We start from the raw sequence: 18785 nt of genomic DNA, 5'->3' as shown, positions 1-18785 counted from the left end.
GGGTTTACGAGCGTTAACGGGCGATCGCTTCAGCTTTGGAAAACCGTTGATCCCCCTGTGATTCTTCCCGATCAGTAGGCTACCTTAATGGACGCAATGGATAGGGTTGCGGCTACCATCACGGGGCCCAGCAATCCCTTGAATTGCAATCCACTTCTTCTTCAGACGTTCTATGGCGAAAAATCGCTTTTTTTGGCACTCCTCCTTGGCAGGGCTAGCTGTGGCCCTCGTGGGTTCGGCCCTGGGCGCACAACCCGCTGCTGCTGAATATCAGTCAGTGACCTTCACTCTGACGAATTCCACCAGTCGGGTGCTCGAAGAATTCTATGCATCTCCCCCCAGCACCAACGATTGGGAATCAGACATTCTGGGAACTGATGTGCTCAATCCGGGCGAGTCCATTGAGATCACGATCGATGACGGCCGCGAGGATTGTCTCTACGATTTCAAAGGCGTGCTCGGCCCCGGGAATGGTGTGGGTCGGGGAGCTTTGATTCAATCCAGCGTCTCTGTCTGTGATGGCGGCACTTACGAATATTCCGAATAGTCACGACTCGATCGAGCGATTCTAGCGGCTGTTTGCTGTTGGCCTTGGGATGATGGTTACCGCCATGGTTGTCCCAAGGCTCAATATTTTTAGGGCGATCGGTTGGCTATTGCGCTGGGCTGAGGGTTGGCTAGATTAGTGAGTGGGATTGCTGAAGAAACCGGATGACTCCGCCACTGCCCATTGATTTTCAACCCTATTTGGCTGCCATCCTGACCAGCGATGACTATCAGGACTGGCAAGCCTGCTACACGCCAACGACGGTGGAGGATCGGCGGCTAGTAGTGAAACCGCAGCCGGGACGATCGCCCGTGGGTCGGTTTCCCTCGCGGTTGAAGTTGCGGGCGGAAACGATCAAACCTGAGCCAGAAGCGGGCGATCCTAGCCAACCAAAGGACGAAGAGCGGGAAAAAGTTGAGCAGTGGGACGTGTTGGCGGGGTTGCGCCACTATGCGGCCGATCATGTGGTTTTGATTGGCAAGCCGGGATCGGGCAAGTCCACGTCGCTGGAACGGTTGCTGTGGGAAGAAGCGGAACGGGCGCAACAAGACTCGAGTGCTCGGATTCCGGTGCTGGTGAAGTTGCGGCGCTGCACCGATAGTTTGGAAGCCCTGATTCGCGATTTTTTGCAACAGCATCGGGTGGCCTTGGATCTTGCCCAGGTGGAGGATTGCCTGCGCCAAGGCCGGTTCCTGTTGTTGTTGGATGGGCTGAACGAGTTGCCGGAAACCTTCAGACCAGCGGCGGCGAATTTTCGCGATCGCTATCGGGCAACCACGCCTATGATTGTTTCCACGCGAGATCTGGCGGTGGGTAGTGTTTTGGGGATTCAGAAAACCCTGAAAATGTTGCCCCTGACGGAACCGCAAATGCGGGAGTTTGTGCGGGGCTATTTGGGGACTGAGGGCGATCGCTTGTTTCAGCAGCTTCAGGGCGATCGGTTGCGGAAATTTGCGGAAACGCCGCTGTTGTTGTGGATGCTTTGTCGGGTCTTTGCCGAAAGTGGACAAGTTCCCAGCAACTTGGGGTTGGCGTTTCGGGAGTTTGCCCAACTCCATGACCAAGATTTGCAAGCGGATGTGCCGACGGATTCGCGGGATCAGTGGCCCAAGTTGTTGCGGCATTTGGCCTTTGAAATGATGCAGGGCAAAACGCCCACGGAATTGCGGTTATCGATTTCCCAAGAAGCGGCTGAAGATTGCTTAACCACCTATTTGCAGAAGGCGGGTTGGGCTGATCCGCGTGGTTGTGCGGTGCGCTGGCTGCAAGATTTGGTGAAATATCACCTAATTCAGCCGGTAATTCAGCCTAATTTTGAGCAGCATTTGGAGTTTCGCCACCAACTGATTCAGGAATATTATGCGGCGGAATATTTGTTGCGTTGCTTGCCGCAATTAGACAATGAAGTACTGAAGCAGGATTATTTGAACTATTTGAAATGGACTGAGCCAGTGGCGTTGATGTTGGCGCTGGTGGAGGAGGAAGCGCAGGCTTTGCGGGTGGTGCGGCTGGCGATGGATGAGGTGGATTTGATGTTGGGGGCGCGGTTAGCAGGGGAGGTCAAGCCAGAGTTTCAAGCCACAGCGGTTAGTTGGATTGATCAGAAAGAATTGCCTATGCTACTCAAATGGGAATGCCTAGTGGCCAGTAAATCGGAAGCAGCAATGATGGTATTTCTACCTTTGCTTGTTGATCCGAGATGCGATGCACGTTTACGTTGGCTTTCAGTTTATCAACTGGGAAGACTTGGCAATGAGAAATGTATAGTTCATATAGTATCTGCTCTCAAAGACTCAAGTTCAAAAATTCGTGAAATGGCGGCCTTTTCATTAGGAAATATCAGAGGTCAAGAAGCTGTAGAAGAACTACTTAAGGCTCTAACTGGCTCAGATGATGAAGTACGCGATACGGTGATAAGGTCACTGGGAAAAGTTGGCGGCAAAGCAGCTTCAGAAGGATTGTGTAGATACCTTGAAAATCTGTTCCTTCTTGGTCAGAAGGTAGATGATGAAATCTACTCTATTATCATGGAGTCCTTGGGAGAAATTGGAGATGAAAATTCTTTGAATTATCTGAAAACTGCTCTTCACAATCCGATCGCTGAAATACGTAAATGCGCAGCTTGGAATTTGGGAAAATTTAGGCACAAAGAAGCTGTCGAAGACTTGTTAATTACTTTGCAAGATACAGACAACAATGTACGCAGTATGGTGATATGTGCGTTGGGAAATATTGGCTCTGAGCAATGCCTAAGCTATCTACAGAATGCTCTTCAAGATCCAAGTGAAAATGTTCGTAGCAGTGCAGCAGAGGTGCTGGGTAATTTTGGGTCAAAACAATCTATCAATAGCTTATTGTTAGCTTTTAATGAATTGGTGAAAAATTACATAACTTCTGTAAACAAAAATGAATTATGGTCGATAGTAGAAGCGCTAAGTAAACTTGGCGGACAGGGAACTATGACGGCGTTAGTTAATGCTCTTGAACACTCAAATAATCAGATACGAGAGAGTGTAGCTTTTAGTCTCTATAGATTTGATCATCCACATGTTATCGACAGCTTGCTTAAGGCACTTGGCGACAGGGATTACTCTGTCCGTAATAAAGCGAAGCTATCGTTGATAAAAATTGGTGGAAGCGATACTGTCGATAGAACAATCTCTATCTTGGAAAATTCCAATGGTAATATTCGAGAGAGCGCAATATATATTTTGAGTTCTATTGGAGGCGATAAAGTCCTAGAAGCTTTATCAAAAAAAATCAATGACCCTGATATCGATGTGCGCTGCGCTATCATAGCTGCATTAGGAAGAGTTGGTCAAAGAAGCTCTTACAATGACTTGGCACAAGGTCTTGAAGACTCAGATGTAAGAGTGCGAAATTCATCGACATTAGCACTGGCAAAAATTGGATGCGAAAAATCCATAGAGAAGCTGGTTGCTGATATCGACAACCCAAATTTCTATGAAATTATTCCTGTCTTAGAGATATTAGAGATGGCCAAAGGAGAAAAAGCAATTCAAGGCCTGATTCGATTGTTTGATGGCTCAGACGATGATTCTGTGCGTCACGCAATTTTGAAAACCGTAGAAAAGATCGGTGGTGATGTGTCTGCTCAATGGTTATTAAAAAATCTCAATCACCCCAGTGAGAATGTTCGCAGTAAGGCGGCAAAATCGATAGGAATAATTGGTGAATCACATCTCTTGAGCAACTTGTGGAGCTTATACCGTCAAACATCAGATCTTGAGCTATTAGAAAATTCAATTCTCCCAATACAAAGTCGCTGCCAGTTTTATAACGATGAACTTTGGCAGGCAGCCAGATCTACTCCAGCTCAGTCAAAAGAACACGGAGGTGGTAATACATATATCATTACTGGTAGTTCAACAATTATTGAAGGAAATATGAATGTTTATGGTGATCATGTAGAAACAAAAACTGCCTTTGAATATTTTTTCACTGGTGAAACGACAAAGCAAAAGATCGCTAAAATAAAGTTACTCATTAAAAAGCTCATGAGAAAAAATGACTGAAAAACCTGAATATAACGCCAAATATGTCATTAATGGCAATCCGACTATTGTTGAAGGAGATATGACGGTTTGTGGCGATCAAGTTGGCACTAAAAATACCTTTGGTCAAGAAACTGCTGATCTCCAACAATTCATTGCCAGCCTCGAAGCTGCCAATCCCAACCTAAAAACTGAACAAGAAGCCGATCAAATCGTCACCACTGCCCTCGACCAAGTACAAACCCAAGAACCCACCCGCTGGCAAAAAATCCGCTCCCAAATGGGCATCCTCGAAAAACAAATCCTCAACCCAGAGCGCCACTTCCAAGCAGCCAAGGCTACCGGAATTGAAGTTGCAAAACACTATGCGGAAAACAGCCTAATTGTGAAAGCCGTCATCACCTACATCGACAAACTCAGCGAACCCCCCGACCAAGGAGCCTAGAGACCATTTCCCTCCAACTGATAACGGCCGATCAAATCAATGCCATCAAAACGGGGAAAAACGATGGCCCAAATAAAAGTGTTTTACGAACCTGAAACGGAACTGCTCACTATCTTTTGGCAAGCACCCCGCCTGAATCAAATCGCCACCAACCTCGGCGACGACATTATAAATCCAGTTAAATGGCTTCTTGGATTGCTTCACTGGCAAGGGGCAACTCCTCCACAGAAGGCAGCCGCTCGATCGTGAATTCGGGCTTGCGAGATCCGGCCAAACTTTGCAGGAGCTTCGGCTTGGGATCATGGAGTAAATAGATGAGCCGATCGCCCGCTAACCATGGGTCGTGGGCAGAAACCACCATCAGCCGATCGTCCCGAGCAATTAGCAAGGGAATTAATTCTCCGGTGCGAATCAGGGCCGTGAGATGGGCATGTTGCAAGTCTAAATTGGTCGATCGCATGATCGTTTCTCCGAGTTTGACCGCTCGATCGCTCACCAATTGATTCCATTCCTTGAGGCTGCGTTGGGTGGCAAAGGCGGGTTGCACCTTGCTGCTGCGTTTGGCTTGGCCGTTGCCGTTGCTGTTCTCTTCGGTGGGAACGGCGGCCAAGACCCGAGGCGGGGCAAATTCTTCGGCGGCGCGTTGGGCCAAAACCGCATTCACTTCCCCATTGCTGGTGGCCGCGAGGAATGTTCCCACGGACTCCAAACCGGCCGCTTCCAAAACGGCCGTGTCGAGGGCGCTGCTGGAAAACACGCGAAATCCGGCGTTTTCGGCTTGCTTGCAGGCTTCCGGGTCGGTTTCCACGATCGCCACCGCTTCTCCGCGATCGGCAAACAGCCGCGCTACTAGCAATCCAACAGGCGTGGCCCCGGCGATCGCGATGCCGCGCCGTTCCGTGGAGGTTAACCGCAACCAATCGGCTACCCAGCCCGCCGTCAGGCCTTGGGCGGTGACCGTGGTGGCGATCGTCAAAAACACCAAGGCTTTGATGGACTCGCCGCCGGTAATGCCCCCTTGGGTCAACAAAATCGAGAACAGGGAGGCCACGGACGCGGAAACAATTCCCTTGGGAGCCACCCAACCGGCAAATAGTTTTTGTCGCCAATTAAAGTCGCTACCGGCGGTGCAAAGCCACACGTTCAGCGGGCGCACCACCAACATCAACACCAGAACGGCGGCCAAGCCACCCCAACCAAGGGTGAAAACGCTGGCCAGGGAGAGATCTGCGGCCAGCAGTACGAACAGGACGGAGATGGCCAGCAGGGTCAGTTGCCCTTTGAATCGGCGCAGGGTGCGGGCTTCGGGCAGCTCAGCGGCCCGGAGAACAATGCCTGCAATAACCACTGCCATCAGGCCGGATTCGCTGGCGGTTTGTTGCGACAGGCTATACAGGCCCCAGGCTCCGGCCAAAACGGTTAAATTCCGAAGGTCATCGGAAAGGAAGGGGGCCCGCCGCAGGAAGGCGGCGATCGCCCAGCCGCCCAACCCACCGATCAAACTGCCGGATCCCAAGCGCCATAACATGCTGGCCAGGATGGCGCTGGGGTCGCCCCCGCCGTCGATGATGATGTTCAGAACAACAACGGCCAGGATCGCCCCGATCGGGTCAATTAATACGCCTTCGCTTTCGAGAAGGGCTGAAACCTGCCGATCAACTTGAATATTTTTCAGCAGGGGGCCGATGACCGTGGGCCCGGTCACCACCACCAGGGAGGAGTAGAGCAGGGCAATCGGCCAAGGGAACTCCGCTAACCAGTGGGCCGCCATGCCGCCGCCCGCAAAGGAAACCAACGTCCCGATCGTCACCAGATTGCGCAGGCTGCCGGAGACTTTGCCCACATCGCGCAACTCCAGGCCCAGACCCCCTTCAAACAAAATGAGGGCCACTGCCAAGGAAACGATCGCCTCCAGGGCTGGCCCCAACTGTTGCGGGTCGATCGCCCCGAGGCCGCTGCGCCCCAGGCTAATTCCAAACACCAGCAGGCAAACGATGCCGGGCAGTCGCAACCAGGCCGCCACAATTTGGGCCCCGATGCCCACCAAAACGGCCAGGATGAGGGTTTGGGCAATCTCAGCCACAGTTGCCTCCCGCGCGATCGCCCCGAGGATGGGGATCGCGGCTGTCTTGGGTCACAATTCCCTGACGTTTGCCGAGGATGCCATATCCCGCGAGCTGCCCCGCGAGGTGCCCCGCGAACCGGTAATGCTGTGAATTGAAGGGCAACAGCAACAGCGCCATCGGGCGCAAGAACTCAGTAAAAAACCTCGCCTGCTCTCCCCCTCATGCTTGTGTTGAGGGTGTTTTGGACAAAACTAGGGAGCTGGATTGGGAGCAATCGAGAGCCTCCCAAGGCGGGGACGGCCAAAACCGCTTGTGGGCCAGTATATCGCAGGGGCCCCCGGGGCCCCTGAAGGTGATCTTTATCGGCCAATGCCCACGTAGTGGAAACCTGCGGCCTCCAAAGCCGCCCGATCGAGGAAGTTTCGACCATCAACCACCGTGGGATTGTGCATGGCTTTGGCCATCTTGGCGTAATCTAGGGTGCGGAATTGTTCCCATTCCGTGACAATCACCAGCGCATCGCAACCATCCGCCAGCAGTTCGGGATCGGTTTCCACATAGACGTTGGAGAGGCCGTGGCGCATTCCGGTTTGGGAAACGATCGGGTCGTAGGCCTTCACCTTCGCGCCCAGGCGGCTAAGTTGTTCAATCAAAATCAGGGACGGTGCATCGCGCATGTCGTCCGTGTCGGGCTTGAAGGTGAGGCCCAACAGGCCGATCGTCTTGCCCTTCAGGATCTTGAGGGTCTGTTGCAACTTCTCGATCGCGATCGCCCGTTGCCGTTGGTTCACGTTCACCGCCGCCTTCAGCAGTTCCGCATCGTAACCATAGTCACTGGCCGTATGCACCAGGGCGGACACATCCTTCGGGAAACAGGAACCACCCCAGCCAATCCCCGCATTCAAGAACTTGGGGCCAATCCGCGAATCTAAGCCAATGCCCTTGGCCACTTGGGTCACATCGGCCCCCACCCGATCGCAGATATTAGCCACTTCGTTGATGAAGCTAATCTTGGTGGCCAAGAATGCATTGGCTGCATATTTCACCATTTCCGCCGAGGCCAAATCCGTTGTGACGATCGGCACCGGAGGCAGAGCTTGGTTTTCTGCGAAGTCGCGCCGGACGATCGGGTCATACAACTCGCTCATCATCCCCAGGGCCTTGGGGTCATTGCTGCCCAGCACGATCCGATCGGGGTTGAAGGTGTCGTAAATGGCCGAACCTTCCCGCAAAAATTCTGGATTGCTGACCACCGCAAAGGCCGGCTCCGGTTGGCCCGGCGAATTTTCCTTAAAGGAATCGAGCACGATGGTGCGCACCCAGTCCCCCGAGCCGATCGGCACCGTGGACTTATTCACAATTACCTTATAGTTGCTGCCACTCTTCAGGCTAGTGCCAATGCCCCGGGCCACCGCTTCCACATAGCGCGTGTCACTTTCCCCCGTGGGGAGGGGCGGCGTGCCCACGGCAATGAAGAGGATGTCGCTTTGATCAACCCCGGAAGCCAGGTCGCTGGTGAACTCGATCGTCCCCTCCGTCATGGCCGCCTGCATCAGTTCCGACAGACCCGGCTCATAAATCGGGGATTGCCCCGACTTCATCAGCTTCACCTTTTCCTCGTTGTTGTCTACGCAGGTGACATGGTGGCCCGTGCGCGCCAAGCAAACTCCGGTTACCAAGCCCACGTAGCCCGTTCCAATTACACAAACACGCATAAATTCACCTTCTGTACAAGTGGAGTCCTTACAAGTTGGGGCGATCGGCAACCATTCAGCTCTATTGGGGCCAAAGGGTGCAGACAAACTGAGATCCGTATTCCCTAGAGCCTGGCATCAGTCCGGTTGATTGCGACCGCCCGGATGGTTTCTGGCCCGGATGGTTCCTGGATGGTTTTGAGACGCTGCCTGTTCCAACTTGCCCCTTAGGCTTCAGCGGTAATCCGTTGGCGGAAGTCCTCGATCGTCTTTTGCAATCCTTCTTCGAGGGGCACGGTTGGCTCCCAACCCAGCCACAGCTTGGCGCGGGTAATGTCGGGACGGCGGCGGCGCGGATCGTCCTGGGGCAGGGGTTTATAGTCAATTTCCACGCCGGAACCCACCTGGGCTTGGACGGCTTTGGCCAGCTCCAAAATGGTGTATTCCCCGGGGTTGCCGAGGTTAACGGGGCCAGTGTGGTCGGGATTGTTCATCATCCGAATCAACCCATCCACCAAATCCGACACGTAACAGAAACTGCGGGTTTGGGAGCCGTCTCCATAAATGGTCAGGGGCTGGCCACGCAGGGCTTGCACAATGAAGTTGCTGACCACGCGCCCATCGTTTTCCAACATCCGAGTTCCGTAGGTGTTGAAAATACGCACCACGCGGATGTCTACGCCGTTTTGGCGGTGATAGTCAAAGGTGAGGGTTTCGGCAATCCGTTTGCCTTCGTCGTAGCAACTGCGGATCCCGATCGGGTTGACGTTGCCCCGATAGTCTTCGCTTTGGGGATGGACTTCTGGATCGCCGTAGACTTCGGAGGTGGAGGCCAGCAGGAACCGGGCTTTGACCCGTTTGGCCAAGCCCAGCATGTTCATGGTCCCGATCGCGTTGGTTTTAACGGTTTTGACGGGATTGTATTGGTAGTGCACCGGAGAGGCAGGACAGGCCAGGTGATAAACCTGATCCACTTCCAGCCGAATAGCTTCGGTAATATCGTGGCGGACGAGTTCAAAGTTCGGGTGGCCCAGCCAATGAACGATGTTGCGCTTGTGGCCGGTGTAGAAATTGTCGAGGCAAATGACCTCATGACCGGCGTTCATTAGCCGATCGATCAAGTGCGAACCGATGAAGCCCGCGCCTCCGGTGACGAGGATTCTCATGGCAACGTTGCGCTAGGGGGTTTGAAATCCCCAATAACCTAGCACCTGGGATGAGGCGTTGGGTGTGTGGTGATGGATTTTCAAGGAATCGGGCGCGATCGAGGTGCGATCAAGGCGCGATCGGGTTGGTGGGCGCTGATCCCTGTGGCAAATCTTTAGCTGGCTGATGAACTCGAGTCCTTCCTAGTCTTCAAACCAAGCACTACGCCAGGCGGATTCGGCGGAGGCGATCGCCTGGCGATGTTGCACCTTCTCGTAGCGGGTGCGGAGTTGATCAAGCTGCTCCAGCACCTGTTGAATCGCGGCCCGCTGGGGCTTCAGGTCGGGGTTGCTAAAGTGAATTTCCGAGAGGCGCAAATGCACGGCCACCAGGCGGGTGGCTCCGTCGTTGTCGTTGTCGGAATCGTCATCGCCTTCGCCTTGCATGATCAGCTCAATCAGGTTAGGCGAGTTGCCGGTGAAGTCGTCGAAGTCTCCCTTTGCGGCAATGTCCAGCATGGCAGGCGGGAGTTTGCGGGGCAAAATGCCGGCCGAGCGCAATAGTTCGTTGGCCTGATGGGATTGGGCCCGAAGGGTGTTGTTGGTGAGCTTTTCGCGCGATCGATGCCATTGCAGCACGCGGCTGGGGTGGGTTGCCAGCGTTGCCAACACCTCGGGCATTCCAGCATCCAGGTCGATCGCTGGGGGCCGGGGTTCGGGATCTGACTCCGGTTCTGAGTCGGCTGCTTCCTCTGGGTCGGCTGCTAGATCGTCGTCATCGCGCCCTGAGGATGAGTTTGCGTTGGATGAGTTCGCGTTTCGGGGGCGATCGCTCGTTTCGTCGTCAGCATCTTCAGGATCTTCAGCGTCGTCCGCATCATCCCCCTCCAGCTCGATCGACTCAATATTGACCAACGAGTTAAAGGCCGCCGCCAGAGCCGCCGCCATTTCAGCGGTGCTGGGGCCCTCGTTGTCTTCGTTGTCTGCCCCGTTGGCCGAACGGCGACCGCTGGATTTGGGTCGATCGATCGCCTCCACCTTCACAATCCGCTGTTTTCGCTCGGGCTTGGGAATGGGTAAGGCCAGGTTTTGTGCCAACTGTTCAGACAGGTCGCGGGCCAACTGTCGCAGGGCCTGCTGTAGGTTTTGGCGCTCCATGAAAGGCAGGGCCAAAAACCGCTCAGGATACTTATGGGTACAGATGCGGTAGCTGGCCAAAATCAACTGCTGACCAGCGGCGGCTCCCAAGGTGCGCAGATAGCTCAAATCCGCCTCGTATAAGGACTCCGCTAGCGATCGAGACCGATCGCTCAGCTCCGCCAATTCTTGCTCCAGTCGATGAATCGGGTCGGTCACGGGTGGTTTCGCCTCTTCTCTCTGCACCAGTTCAAATTCGTGCAAATTCTTACGCACAAATTCTTACGCACAAATTCTTACGCACAAATTTTTATGCAAATCCCACTGCGCAAATTTCACCGCGCAAATTCAGGCTACATAAACTCAATCTGCGGCAATTTGCTGCAATTTGCACAAGCTCAAACAAATCCAATCTTTCAAATTAGGCTGAACAGTAAACCAGGCTGAACAGTAAACCAGGCTGAACCAGACCAAAATTAGGAACGATCGCCCCAACAGCACCAAAGGCACAGCCACAGATCGTTCGGACGGTTGCGCGATCGATCGGGCCATGCCTTCGGGTTTAATTCAGCCGTTGGGGCGACAAGCCGGACAAAACCGCCTTCCCCACAAATCGGATGGGCCATCCAGCCCCAGCCGTCCTATTTGTTGCCGGTTTGGGCGGCCACTTCCTCAGCGAAGTTGCTTTCTCGCTTCTCGATGCCTTCACCCAACACAAAGCGCTGGAAACGACGAACTTGGATGTTTTCCCCAATCTTCGCGATCGATTCCTTGATCAGTTCTTCCACGGTCTTGCTTTGGTCGCGGATGAACGGCTGAGGCAGCAAGCACAGCTCTTCCAGACGCTTCTTAATCCGACCATCAACAATCTTTTCTTTCAGTTGCTCGGGCTTGCCGGCCAGGTCTTCGCGACCCATTTCGATCGCCTTTTCGCGGGCCACCACTGCCTCAGAAATTTCCGAAGTCGAAATGAACTCCACATTCGGGCAAGCGGCAATTTGCATGGCAATGTTGCGCACTAGCTCCCGGAATTCATCGCGCTTAGCCACAAAGTCCGTTTCGCAGTTCACTTCCACCAGCACGCCGATCCGACCGCCGGTGTGGATGTATGCATCAACCAGCCCTTCAGCGGCAACGCGGCCCGCTTTCTTGCCAGCGGAGGCGATGCCCTTTTGGCGCAGCCATTCGGTGGCCTTTTCGATGTCGCCGTTGTTTTCTGCCAGGGCTTTTTTGCAGTCCATCATGCCCGCGCCGGTACGTTCGCGCAGGTCTTTAACCAGCTTTGCCGAAATCTCTGCCATGGGGCCCTCGTTACCTAAGCGTTTGCAAGCGTTGTCGTGAACTGTGCAGCAGTTATTTGCCGTTGATTGTAAAACCTGACGAGTCAGGACGGGGTTAAGCTTGCCCTAACCCGGCTCGCCCGATCGACATCAACTTAATGAACTGAGCTGAAAATGTGCTGAGCTGAACCGAGACGAATGAACCGAAGAAGCGACGGAAATTAGGACAGTTAATTGAGCCAAAGCTTGGTGAGCCAAGGCCTGGTGAGCCAAGGCCTGGTGAGCCAAAATCTGGCGGTGTTTGATCCGGCTCGATCGACCAGCGCCGACCCTTGCGACCTGGCCGATCGATCCAGACAGTGGCTCAAGCAGTGATTTCAACGCCTGACTTCTTCGGATCTCGCAGCGGAAGAATCAGAATTTTGCCGATCCGAGGACAAGTCTTGAAGACAGACCTTAGGCTTCGGTGCTTTCTTCTTCTTCGTACTCTTCTGCGTCGTAGTCGTACTCTTCGTCGAAGGCTTCGTCTTCGCTATCCAATTGACCGTGGCGACCTTCATAGATCGCGTCGGCCAGCTTGCCGATGATCAGCTTGATCGATCGAATTGCGTCGTCGTTGGCGGGAATGGGCACATCTACCGTATCGGGATCGCAGTTGGTGTCCAGCAGCGCCACGATCGGGATCCCCAGCTTCACGCACTCTTGCACCGCGTTGTATTCCCGACGTTGGTCAACCATGACCACGATGTCGGGCAGCTTGCGCATGTGCTTAATGCCGTTCAGGTACTTTTGCAGCTTGGCCATTTCGCGGCGCAGCACCGAAGCTTCCTTCTTGGGCAGCAGGTCAAGACCGCCGGTTTCTTCGCGGCGCTCCAGTTCCTTCAGCCGATCGGCCCGGCTCTTGATCGTGGTCCAGTTGGTGAGCATCCCGCCCAACCAACGCTGGTTCACATAGAAACTGCCGCAACGGCTAGCCTCTTGGGCCACGATGCCAGCAGCTTGGCGCTTAGTGCCCACAAACAGCACGCGCTTGCCTTGCTCGGAGGCTTCGCGCAGAAATTGATAGGCATATTCCATGCACTGGGCGGTTTGCACCAGGTCAATGATATGCACGCCGTTGCGAGCCGCGAAGATGTAGGGCGACATCTTGGGGTTCCAGCGGCTAGCCTGGTGTCCAAAGTGAACACCAGCATCGAGCATTTGGGTAAGGGATACGACTGCCATGGTTGGCGATTTCTCCTGATATTCGGGTTTATCCTCCATCCAGCGAGCGATTTTGCAGAAGGCGAAAGGCTGACTAGCTCAGGGTTTGCGACCTTGGCTTCGGCTCTTTGGCAACCGACAAAACACCCGAAACGCTGGATGTGCGTTTTAGAGAGCTTGACTAGGGTATCACGGGGGGTGCGATCGCGATATTCTTTTGCAAGCGTCCGCTGAGGCGCAAGGCCGATTCCCTAAGGATGCCCCCATGATCTCTTCTCCGGCTCGATCGATTCCTGGGTCTGAGTTGCCCTTGGATGATCGCCCCGACATCTCGATCGTTGTGCCCATCCACAATGAAATTGAAAGCCTGCCCCATCTGCTGGATGCCATTACGGCGGCGATGGAACCAACGGGCGATCGCTACGAGATTGTTTGTGTGGATGATGGATCGCGGGACGGCTCCGGCGATTGGCTGAAGCAGGCGGCGATCGAGCGCCCCAACCTGCGATCGGTGATTTTGCGACGTAATTATGGTCAAACGGCGGCCATGGCTGCGGGGTTCGATCGCTCCCTGGGCCACACGATCGTGACCCTGGATGCGGATTTGCAAAACGACCCCCAAGACATCCCGGCCCTGCTGGAGAAGCTCAACGAGGGCTATGACCTGGTGACCGGTTGGCGGGTCAAGCGCCAAGATGCGGCCATGACCCGACTGTTGCCCTCGCGGATTGCCAACGCCATCATCCGCCGGGTCACGGGTGTGCGTGTGCGGGACTATGGCTGCTCGCTCAAGGCCTACCGCGCTGAATTGCTGGCCGATATGAACCTTTACGGCGAATTACACCGATTTTTGCCCGCCTTGGCCTTCATGGAAGGGGCCAGAATCACAGAAATTCCCGTGCGTCACCATGCCCGCCAGTTTGGCCAAAGTAAATATGGCCTGGGCCGCACGATCCGGGTCGTGATGGATCTGCTGACCATTTGGTTCATGAAAAAATTTCTGACCCGGCCGATGCATGTGTTTGGCCCCCTAGGGTTGGGGCTAATTGCGATCGGGGGAGTCCTGTTCATCTATTTGATTGCGATCAAAGTCTTTTTGGCCCAGGCCATTGGTGATCGCCCCCTGTTGACCATTGCCACCGTCTTGTTGCTGGCGGGCTTTCAATTCTTCTGCTTTGGTCTGTTGTCGGAGTTGACCATGCGCACCTACCACGAATCCCAGGGCCGGCCGATTTATCGAATTCGGGAAGAAGTGGGCTAGTCAACGGTTAATCAAGTTGATCAGCAGCAGCTAATCCGCAGTCATGGTTTGAGTAATGGCTTTGCGGCGGTTGAGCGACACCGGATTCGCAGGCTGATCGGTTTGCGGGGAAGCTGTGAAAAGACGTTGATAAAGACGTTGACATCAAAAGACTTTGCCAAGGGGCGATCGCGGCCTGGGGCCAAGCGGCGCTTCATTGCATTTTTGTCACATTCGCTACAATGATCAGTCCTATCGCCAGCGTGTAAGCACCTGAAGTTGCCGTGTTATCGCTGTTTCGATCGCTGCCGGCCCACAGTCGGCGGAATTTGTTGTTTTTAGCGGGGGCGGCCTTCCTGTTTTGGTGCAGCATGGCCTCGCAACTGCCGGTGCTGTCCTTATATGTGCGTCAAACGGGCGGCAACGATAGCCAAGTGGGGCTTGTGATGGGAGCCTTCGCGATCGGGCTGCTGTTGTCGCGCCCGCAGTTGGGCCAGTTGGCCGATCTCCAAGGCCGGCGGCGGGTGTTGCTGCTGGGAACCGTGGTGGCGGCGATCGCCCCGATCGGCTATGGCTTGGTCACCTCCGTTCCCCTCCTGATGTTGGTGCGCATTTTTCATGGCCTGAGCATTGCCGCCTTCACCACCGGCTACAGCGCTTTGGTGGTGGACTTGTCTCCCCCGGAGCGAAAGGGGGAGCTAATTGGCTACATGACCCTAACTCAGCCGGTGGGCGTGGCGATCGGCCCGGCCCTGGGCAGCTATTTGCAAACGGCCTATGGCTTTTGGCCCACCTTCATTGTGGCCGCCAGCTTTGGGACGGCCGCCACGATCGGGATGAGCTTTATTCAAGAAACAGCTCCCCCGGCGGAGGATCCTGCCGCCAGCTCATCCGACAGTTCAGAGCGTTTTTGGGCCAAGCTGGCCACGCCCGCTCTGCGGACTCCAGCCCTGGTGATGCTGACGATCGGGCTGGTGTTTGGTACGCTCAGCACCTTTGTGCCGCTCCTGATTGTGGAGAGCCGCGTGGCCCTGATTCCCGGCCTGTTCTACACTGCCGCCGCCGTGGCCAGCTTCAGCGCCCGATTTTTAGCGGGCAAACAGTCCGATCGCCTGGGCCGCGGTGCGTTCATCACCCTCAGCTTGGTTTGTTATGTGGTGTCCATGGGCTTGTTAGCCCAGGCGGAATCCGTGGCGGGATTCATCGTGGCCGCCTTGCTCGAAGGGCTGGGGGCTGGGTTGCTGATTCCCTCGATTGTGGCCCTGGTGTCCGATCGGGTTCCTGCCCACGAGCGCGGCCGCAGTTTTTCCCTGGTGTTGCTGGGGTTTGATTTGGGCATTGCGATCGCCGGGCCCGGTTTGGGGGCCGTGTCCGATGCCTTGGGCTATCGGGTGTTGTTCGCGATCGCCTCTGGGTTGGCTTTGGTGGCGTTGATGATGTTTATCACCCTGTCGAGCAAGTCCGTGGGTCGATCGATCCGGTTCGCCTTTGGGCGATCGCCGGATGTCTATGCCCTCAGCCCTTCGGAATCCCACTAGATTCCAATTGCCGTGATCTAACCCCTGGATTCCTGGCCTAACCCGGCCTCTGAATCAACCCTCACCCCATCAGCACCCAGCCCAGAACTCAATCCGACGAGGACTCTGGGCGGGTGCTGAGCACCGAAGGCGAAGCCGCGATCGGTGGAGTGGAAGAAGTGGCGGAACCGTTTTGGGGCGATCGATGGGCGATCGCCGTGGAGCGCCGTTCCGGGCCCCGGCTGGGGTAGCTCGATTGGCGGGTGGGAATCTCGATCGTGAAAGTGCTGCCTAATCCCTCCTGGGACTCGCACAGCAAGCGGCCATGATGTCGCTCCGTCACCACCTGATAGCTAATGGATAATCCCAGCCCCGTTCCCCGGCCGACTGCTTTTGTGGTGAAAAACGGGTCAAATAGTTGCGCTCGGATGGATTCGGGTATCCCCGCTCCATTGTCCGAAATGGAAATTTGTACCCAATGGTTATCCAAAATTGGGCGAGTGGAAATCACAATTTGCGGCTGAAAATTCCTTCCCTCAACCTGATAGCGATCTTCTAACGCATCCAAAGAATTGGCCAAGATATTAATAAACACCTGATTGAGTTGGCCCGGGTGGCATTCCACCAAATTCAGATGCCCATAGTTGCGAATCACCTGCGTGGGGGGATGTTTATCGCTGCCCCGCAATCGATGATTCAAAATGGTCAGAGTACTTTCCAAATCATCGTGCAGATTCACTTCCTTCAGTTCTGACTCATCCATTCGCGAGAAAGTACGCAGGGATTTAATAATGGCTTTAATCCGATCGGCTCCCATTTTCATGGAAGTAAATAGTTTAGGTAAGTCCTGACTGAGATATTCAAAATCAATGTCTTCTAGATGCTCAGCGATCGGCTGAATTGCTTCAAAGTCAAAATATTCCCGACAAAGCAAAATCAAATCGAGCAAATCAATGGCATATCGTTTGGCATGATCCAAATTGCCATAGATAAAGTTCACGGGGTTATTGATTTCATGGGCCACACCCGCCACCAATTGGCCCAAGCTCGACATCTTCTCCTGTTGGATCAGTTGAGCCTGCGTGTGGCGCAATTCGCTAATGGTTTCTTCTAGATCTTTGGCCTGTTGCCGCAACCGCATTTCCGATTCCCGCAAGGCCACTTCCACCGCTTCCCGATCGCTCGCATCCCGCGCAATAACCCCTAAACAGAGGGGATCATTCGTTTGGGGATGGCGAATGACGAAAATGGTGTAATCAACGGGAATATAACTTTGGGCTTGCAAATTCCACAGCCGAAAAGCCCCGCTCCAAGTGCCATCCCGGAGGGCGATCGGGTGAATGAGTCCAGCCGCGATCGGGCGATCTTCCACCGCGAAAAAGTCCATGAGCTGGTGATTTTGAGCTGCCAATAAATTAGGTAACCCCACCAGGGCCAAGCCCGCCCCGTTCATATATAAAACTTCGCCATCCAGGCTGGTGATGCCAATGAGATTCGGGCTGTTTTCCACCAGCGCAGCCAGTTGACGGCGCTCTTGATCCGCCTGCCGCTTCAGGGTCACATCCGAAAACAAACTGACACAACCCATGTAGGAACCATCTGCATCATGGATGGGGCTGACTCGCAAAAAAATCGTCAGCATTTGCCCACGGGTGCTTTTCATGGTCACCTCGCCCACCCAAGAGCGATCCGATCGCGCCAAGTCATAGATCGCCTGCCAAGTTTGCGGTTGGGCGTAAAGACTCGCCATGCCCCCCGCCGCCACCAGCGTCGATAGCTCATCCACCTGGAACAACCGCGCAAAAGCCCCGTTGTGATAAATCGGTTGCCCCTCCGTATCAACCAACGCCACCGCCTCGCTGGTGCTATCCAGGGCGTAGCGATAGCGCATCCGATCCTTGTGTACGGTTTTGCGCGATCGCTTGAGGCGAGATTCTGCTTGCTTGAAGGAATTCACCTCCATCAAAGTGCCATGCCACAAAATCGAACCATCCGCCAATAGCTCCGGTTCTGAGGTGGCATAAACCCAACATTCTTGATGTTGATGACCATCAAATCGCCCTTGCCAAAACCAGGATGATCGATTGCGGGCGGCTGCTTGGAGCGATCGGTGAAAAGCCCGGCGATCGCGGCTATGAATGCGCGACAACAAACAGTGACTATCGGCCATGATTGCCTCTGCCGAAAGACCAAATAGTCGATGGCAGCTTTCACTAATAAATAGAAATGACAATCGGCCATCACGATCCATTAGGAGCTGATAAGCAACCCCTGGCATCTTGCTGAGGAGTGTATGGATAGCAGGGCTTTGCGCGATATCATGCATGGTTTAGAGCTGAGAAGAAATGGAAGCATTGCGCAGATTGTTGTTAAAACAATCAAGTCTCACTGGTCAATGCCAATGATGGGAGTCTAAAAAAATTAAGTAAGAAATTGAGTCGCAATCGGATCAAGTCGAAATCGAAATCAAAGAAAATGAACCCAACGGTATCTTTTCAGCACCTTTAAACCGATCAAAACAGATCAAAGATGCATTGAGAAATGATGCTAATCTCCATCCATCACGATCGCTGTGAGTCTTTGGGTTAAAGGATGAGCGGATTGAAAATGGGAAGGATTACCGAGTTAACCAAGGTTGGTGGTTCTCGACTCATCATTTCTCAGTGCTGCTTTGAATGTAACGGCTTTGAATATAAAACTATCCTCCTATAAATCGATTGAGAAAGCTAGATTGAAGCTTGGCCAATGGTTGGTTGTGAGATTTTTCGCAAATTTAAAGCAATGAACGCTGATTGTATTGTGGCGAAGATTGTCACAACCTGTATGGAAATTTAAAAAAATGTAAAAACTCTTGAGAAAGCTCTGATCCCCTAAAATTTTATAAGTTTTCTTTAAAAACATGCAAAAGTAGACGTATTCATCGGTTTTATGAAGAAAATCTCAAGAAGTGAATTGAATTGGTCTAAGACGAGCTGCAAATTGGGACTTTCCCCTGT

General features: G+C 53.9%; 14 protein-coding genes. 6 read left to right on the top strand and 8 right to left on the bottom strand.

What is annotated here, in order from left to right:
• Positions 1-172 precede the first annotated feature (172 nt).
• From ACZA91_RS02470 to ACZA91_RS02460, 3 genes are all read left to right on the top strand, one after another.
• Positions 173-547 carry a hypothetical protein gene (locus tag ACZA91_RS02470; protein WP_099533030.1) on the top strand — a complete coding sequence of 125 codons (375 nt, stop codon included), beginning with the start codon at positions 173-175 and terminating at the stop codon, positions 545-547.
• A 164-nt stretch (positions 548-711) separates the two neighbouring features.
• Positions 712-4083, top strand: coding sequence for a HEAT repeat domain-containing protein (locus tag ACZA91_RS02465; RefSeq protein WP_463184515.1), 3372 nt, complete (start codon positions 712-714; stop codon positions 4081-4083).
• Positions 4076-4507 carry a hypothetical protein gene (locus ACZA91_RS02460; protein ID WP_463184514.1) on the top strand — a complete coding sequence of 144 codons (432 nt, stop codon included), beginning with the start codon at positions 4076-4078 and terminating at the stop codon, positions 4505-4507. The genes ACZA91_RS02465 and ACZA91_RS02460 overlap by 8 nt, the downstream gene beginning before the upstream one ends.
• A gap of 178 nt (positions 4508-4685) precedes the next feature.
• On the opposite strand, the gene ACZA91_RS02455 is transcribed toward ACZA91_RS02460, so the two are convergent.
• From ACZA91_RS02455 to tsf, 6 genes are all read right to left on the bottom strand, one after another.
• Positions 4686-6590, bottom strand: coding sequence for a cation:proton antiporter (locus tag ACZA91_RS02455; RefSeq protein WP_463184513.1), 1905 nt, complete (start codon positions 6588-6590; stop codon positions 4686-4688).
• Positions 6583-6750: a hypothetical protein gene (locus ACZA91_RS02450; RefSeq protein WP_463184511.1), complete on the bottom strand. Its 168-nt coding sequence runs from the start codon at positions 6748-6750 to the stop codon at positions 6583-6585. The genes ACZA91_RS02455 and ACZA91_RS02450 overlap by 8 nt, the downstream gene beginning before the upstream one ends.
• 182 nt (positions 6751-6932) lie before the next feature.
• Positions 6933-8288, bottom strand: coding sequence for a UDP-glucose dehydrogenase family protein (locus tag ACZA91_RS02445; protein WP_099533024.1), 1356 nt, complete (start codon positions 8286-8288; stop codon positions 6933-6935).
• A 206-nt stretch (positions 8289-8494) separates the two neighbouring features.
• Positions 8495-9433 (bottom strand): UDP-glucuronic acid decarboxylase family protein, encoded by a 939-nt coding sequence (locus ACZA91_RS02440; protein ID WP_099533023.1) that lies wholly within the window; start codon positions 9431-9433, stop codon positions 8495-8497.
• Between the two features lie 183 nt (positions 9434-9616).
• A complete protein-coding gene (locus tag ACZA91_RS02435; RefSeq protein ID WP_190531520.1) occupies positions 9617-10768 on the bottom strand; it encodes a hypothetical protein in 1152 nt (383 codons plus the stop codon).
• Between the two features lie 422 nt (positions 10769-11190).
• The gene (gene tsf / locus ACZA91_RS02430) at positions 11191-11850 is read right to left on the bottom strand and encodes a translation elongation factor Ts (protein ID WP_099533020.1); all 660 of its coding nucleotides are present in this window, start codon (positions 11848-11850) and stop codon (positions 11191-11193) included.
• Between the two features lie 228 nt (positions 11851-12078).
• Between tsf and ACZA91_RS02425 the strand changes: the two genes are divergently transcribed.
• The gene (locus tag ACZA91_RS02425) at positions 12079-12204 is read left to right on the top strand and encodes a hypothetical protein (RefSeq protein ID WP_255512343.1); all 126 of its coding nucleotides are present in this window, start codon (positions 12079-12081) and stop codon (positions 12202-12204) included.
• Between the two features lie 81 nt (positions 12205-12285).
• Here ACZA91_RS02425 and rpsB read toward each other — a convergent pair whose 3' ends face one another.
• Positions 12286-13053, bottom strand: coding sequence for a 30S ribosomal protein S2 (gene rpsB, locus ACZA91_RS02420; RefSeq protein WP_099533040.1), 768 nt, complete (start codon positions 13051-13053; stop codon positions 12286-12288).
• 244 nt (positions 13054-13297) lie between these two features.
• Between rpsB and ACZA91_RS02415 the strand changes: the two genes are divergently transcribed.
• Both ACZA91_RS02415 and ACZA91_RS02410 read left to right on the top strand, forming a co-directional pair.
• Positions 13298-14293, top strand: a complete 996-nt coding sequence (locus ACZA91_RS02415) for a glycosyltransferase (protein ID WP_099533019.1) — start codon at positions 13298-13300, stop codon at positions 14291-14293.
• A gap of 263 nt (positions 14294-14556) precedes the next feature.
• A complete protein-coding gene (locus ACZA91_RS02410; protein WP_347278283.1) occupies positions 14557-15810 on the top strand; it encodes an MFS transporter in 1254 nt (417 codons plus the stop codon).
• 88 nt (positions 15811-15898) lie between these two features.
• Here ACZA91_RS02410 and ACZA91_RS02405 read toward each other — a convergent pair whose 3' ends face one another.
• Positions 15899-18040 carry an ATP-binding protein gene (locus tag ACZA91_RS02405; RefSeq protein WP_463184509.1) on the bottom strand — a complete coding sequence of 714 codons (2142 nt, stop codon included), beginning with the start codon at positions 18038-18040 and terminating at the stop codon, positions 15899-15901.
• Positions 18041-18785: the final 745 nt, after the last annotated feature.

The organism is Limnothrix sp. CMB-01 (assembly GCF_055193175.1).
The sequence above is the reverse complement of the archived record's forward strand: the minus strand, read 5'-3'. Positions and strand labels throughout refer to the sequence as shown.

Coding starts and splice junctions, on each gene's coding strand:
- tsf (WP_099533020.1), bottom strand. CDS start 11,850: ATGGCAGAGATTTCGGCAAAGCTGGTTAAAGACCTGCGCGAACGTACC.
- ACZA91_RS02440 (WP_099533023.1), bottom strand. CDS start 9,433: ATGAGAATCCTCGTCACCGGAGGCGCGGGCTTCATCGGTTCGCACTTG.
- ACZA91_RS02415 (WP_099533019.1), top strand. CDS start 13,298: ATGATCTCTTCTCCGGCTCGATCGATTCCTGGGTCTGAGTTGCCCTTG.
- ACZA91_RS02470 (WP_099533030.1), top strand. CDS start 173: ATGGCGAAAAATCGCTTTTTTTGGCACTCCTCCTTGGCAGGGCTAGCT.
- ACZA91_RS02445 (WP_099533024.1), bottom strand. CDS start 8,288: ATGCGTGTTTGTGTAATTGGAACGGGCTACGTGGGCTTGGTAACCGGA.
- ACZA91_RS02405 (WP_463184509.1), bottom strand. CDS start 18,040: ATGGATCGTGATGGCCGATTGTCATTTCTATTTATTAGTGAAAGCTGC.
- ACZA91_RS02460 (WP_463184514.1), top strand. CDS start 4,076: ATGACTGAAAAACCTGAATATAACGCCAAATATGTCATTAATGGCAAT.
- ACZA91_RS02450 (WP_463184511.1), bottom strand. CDS start 6,750: ATGGCGCTGTTGCTGTTGCCCTTCAATTCACAGCATTACCGGTTCGCG.
- rpsB (WP_099533040.1), bottom strand. CDS start 13,053: ATGGCAGTCGTATCCCTTACCCAAATGCTCGATGCTGGTGTTCACTTT.
- ACZA91_RS02465 (WP_463184515.1), top strand. CDS start 712: ATGACTCCGCCACTGCCCATTGATTTTCAACCCTATTTGGCTGCCATC.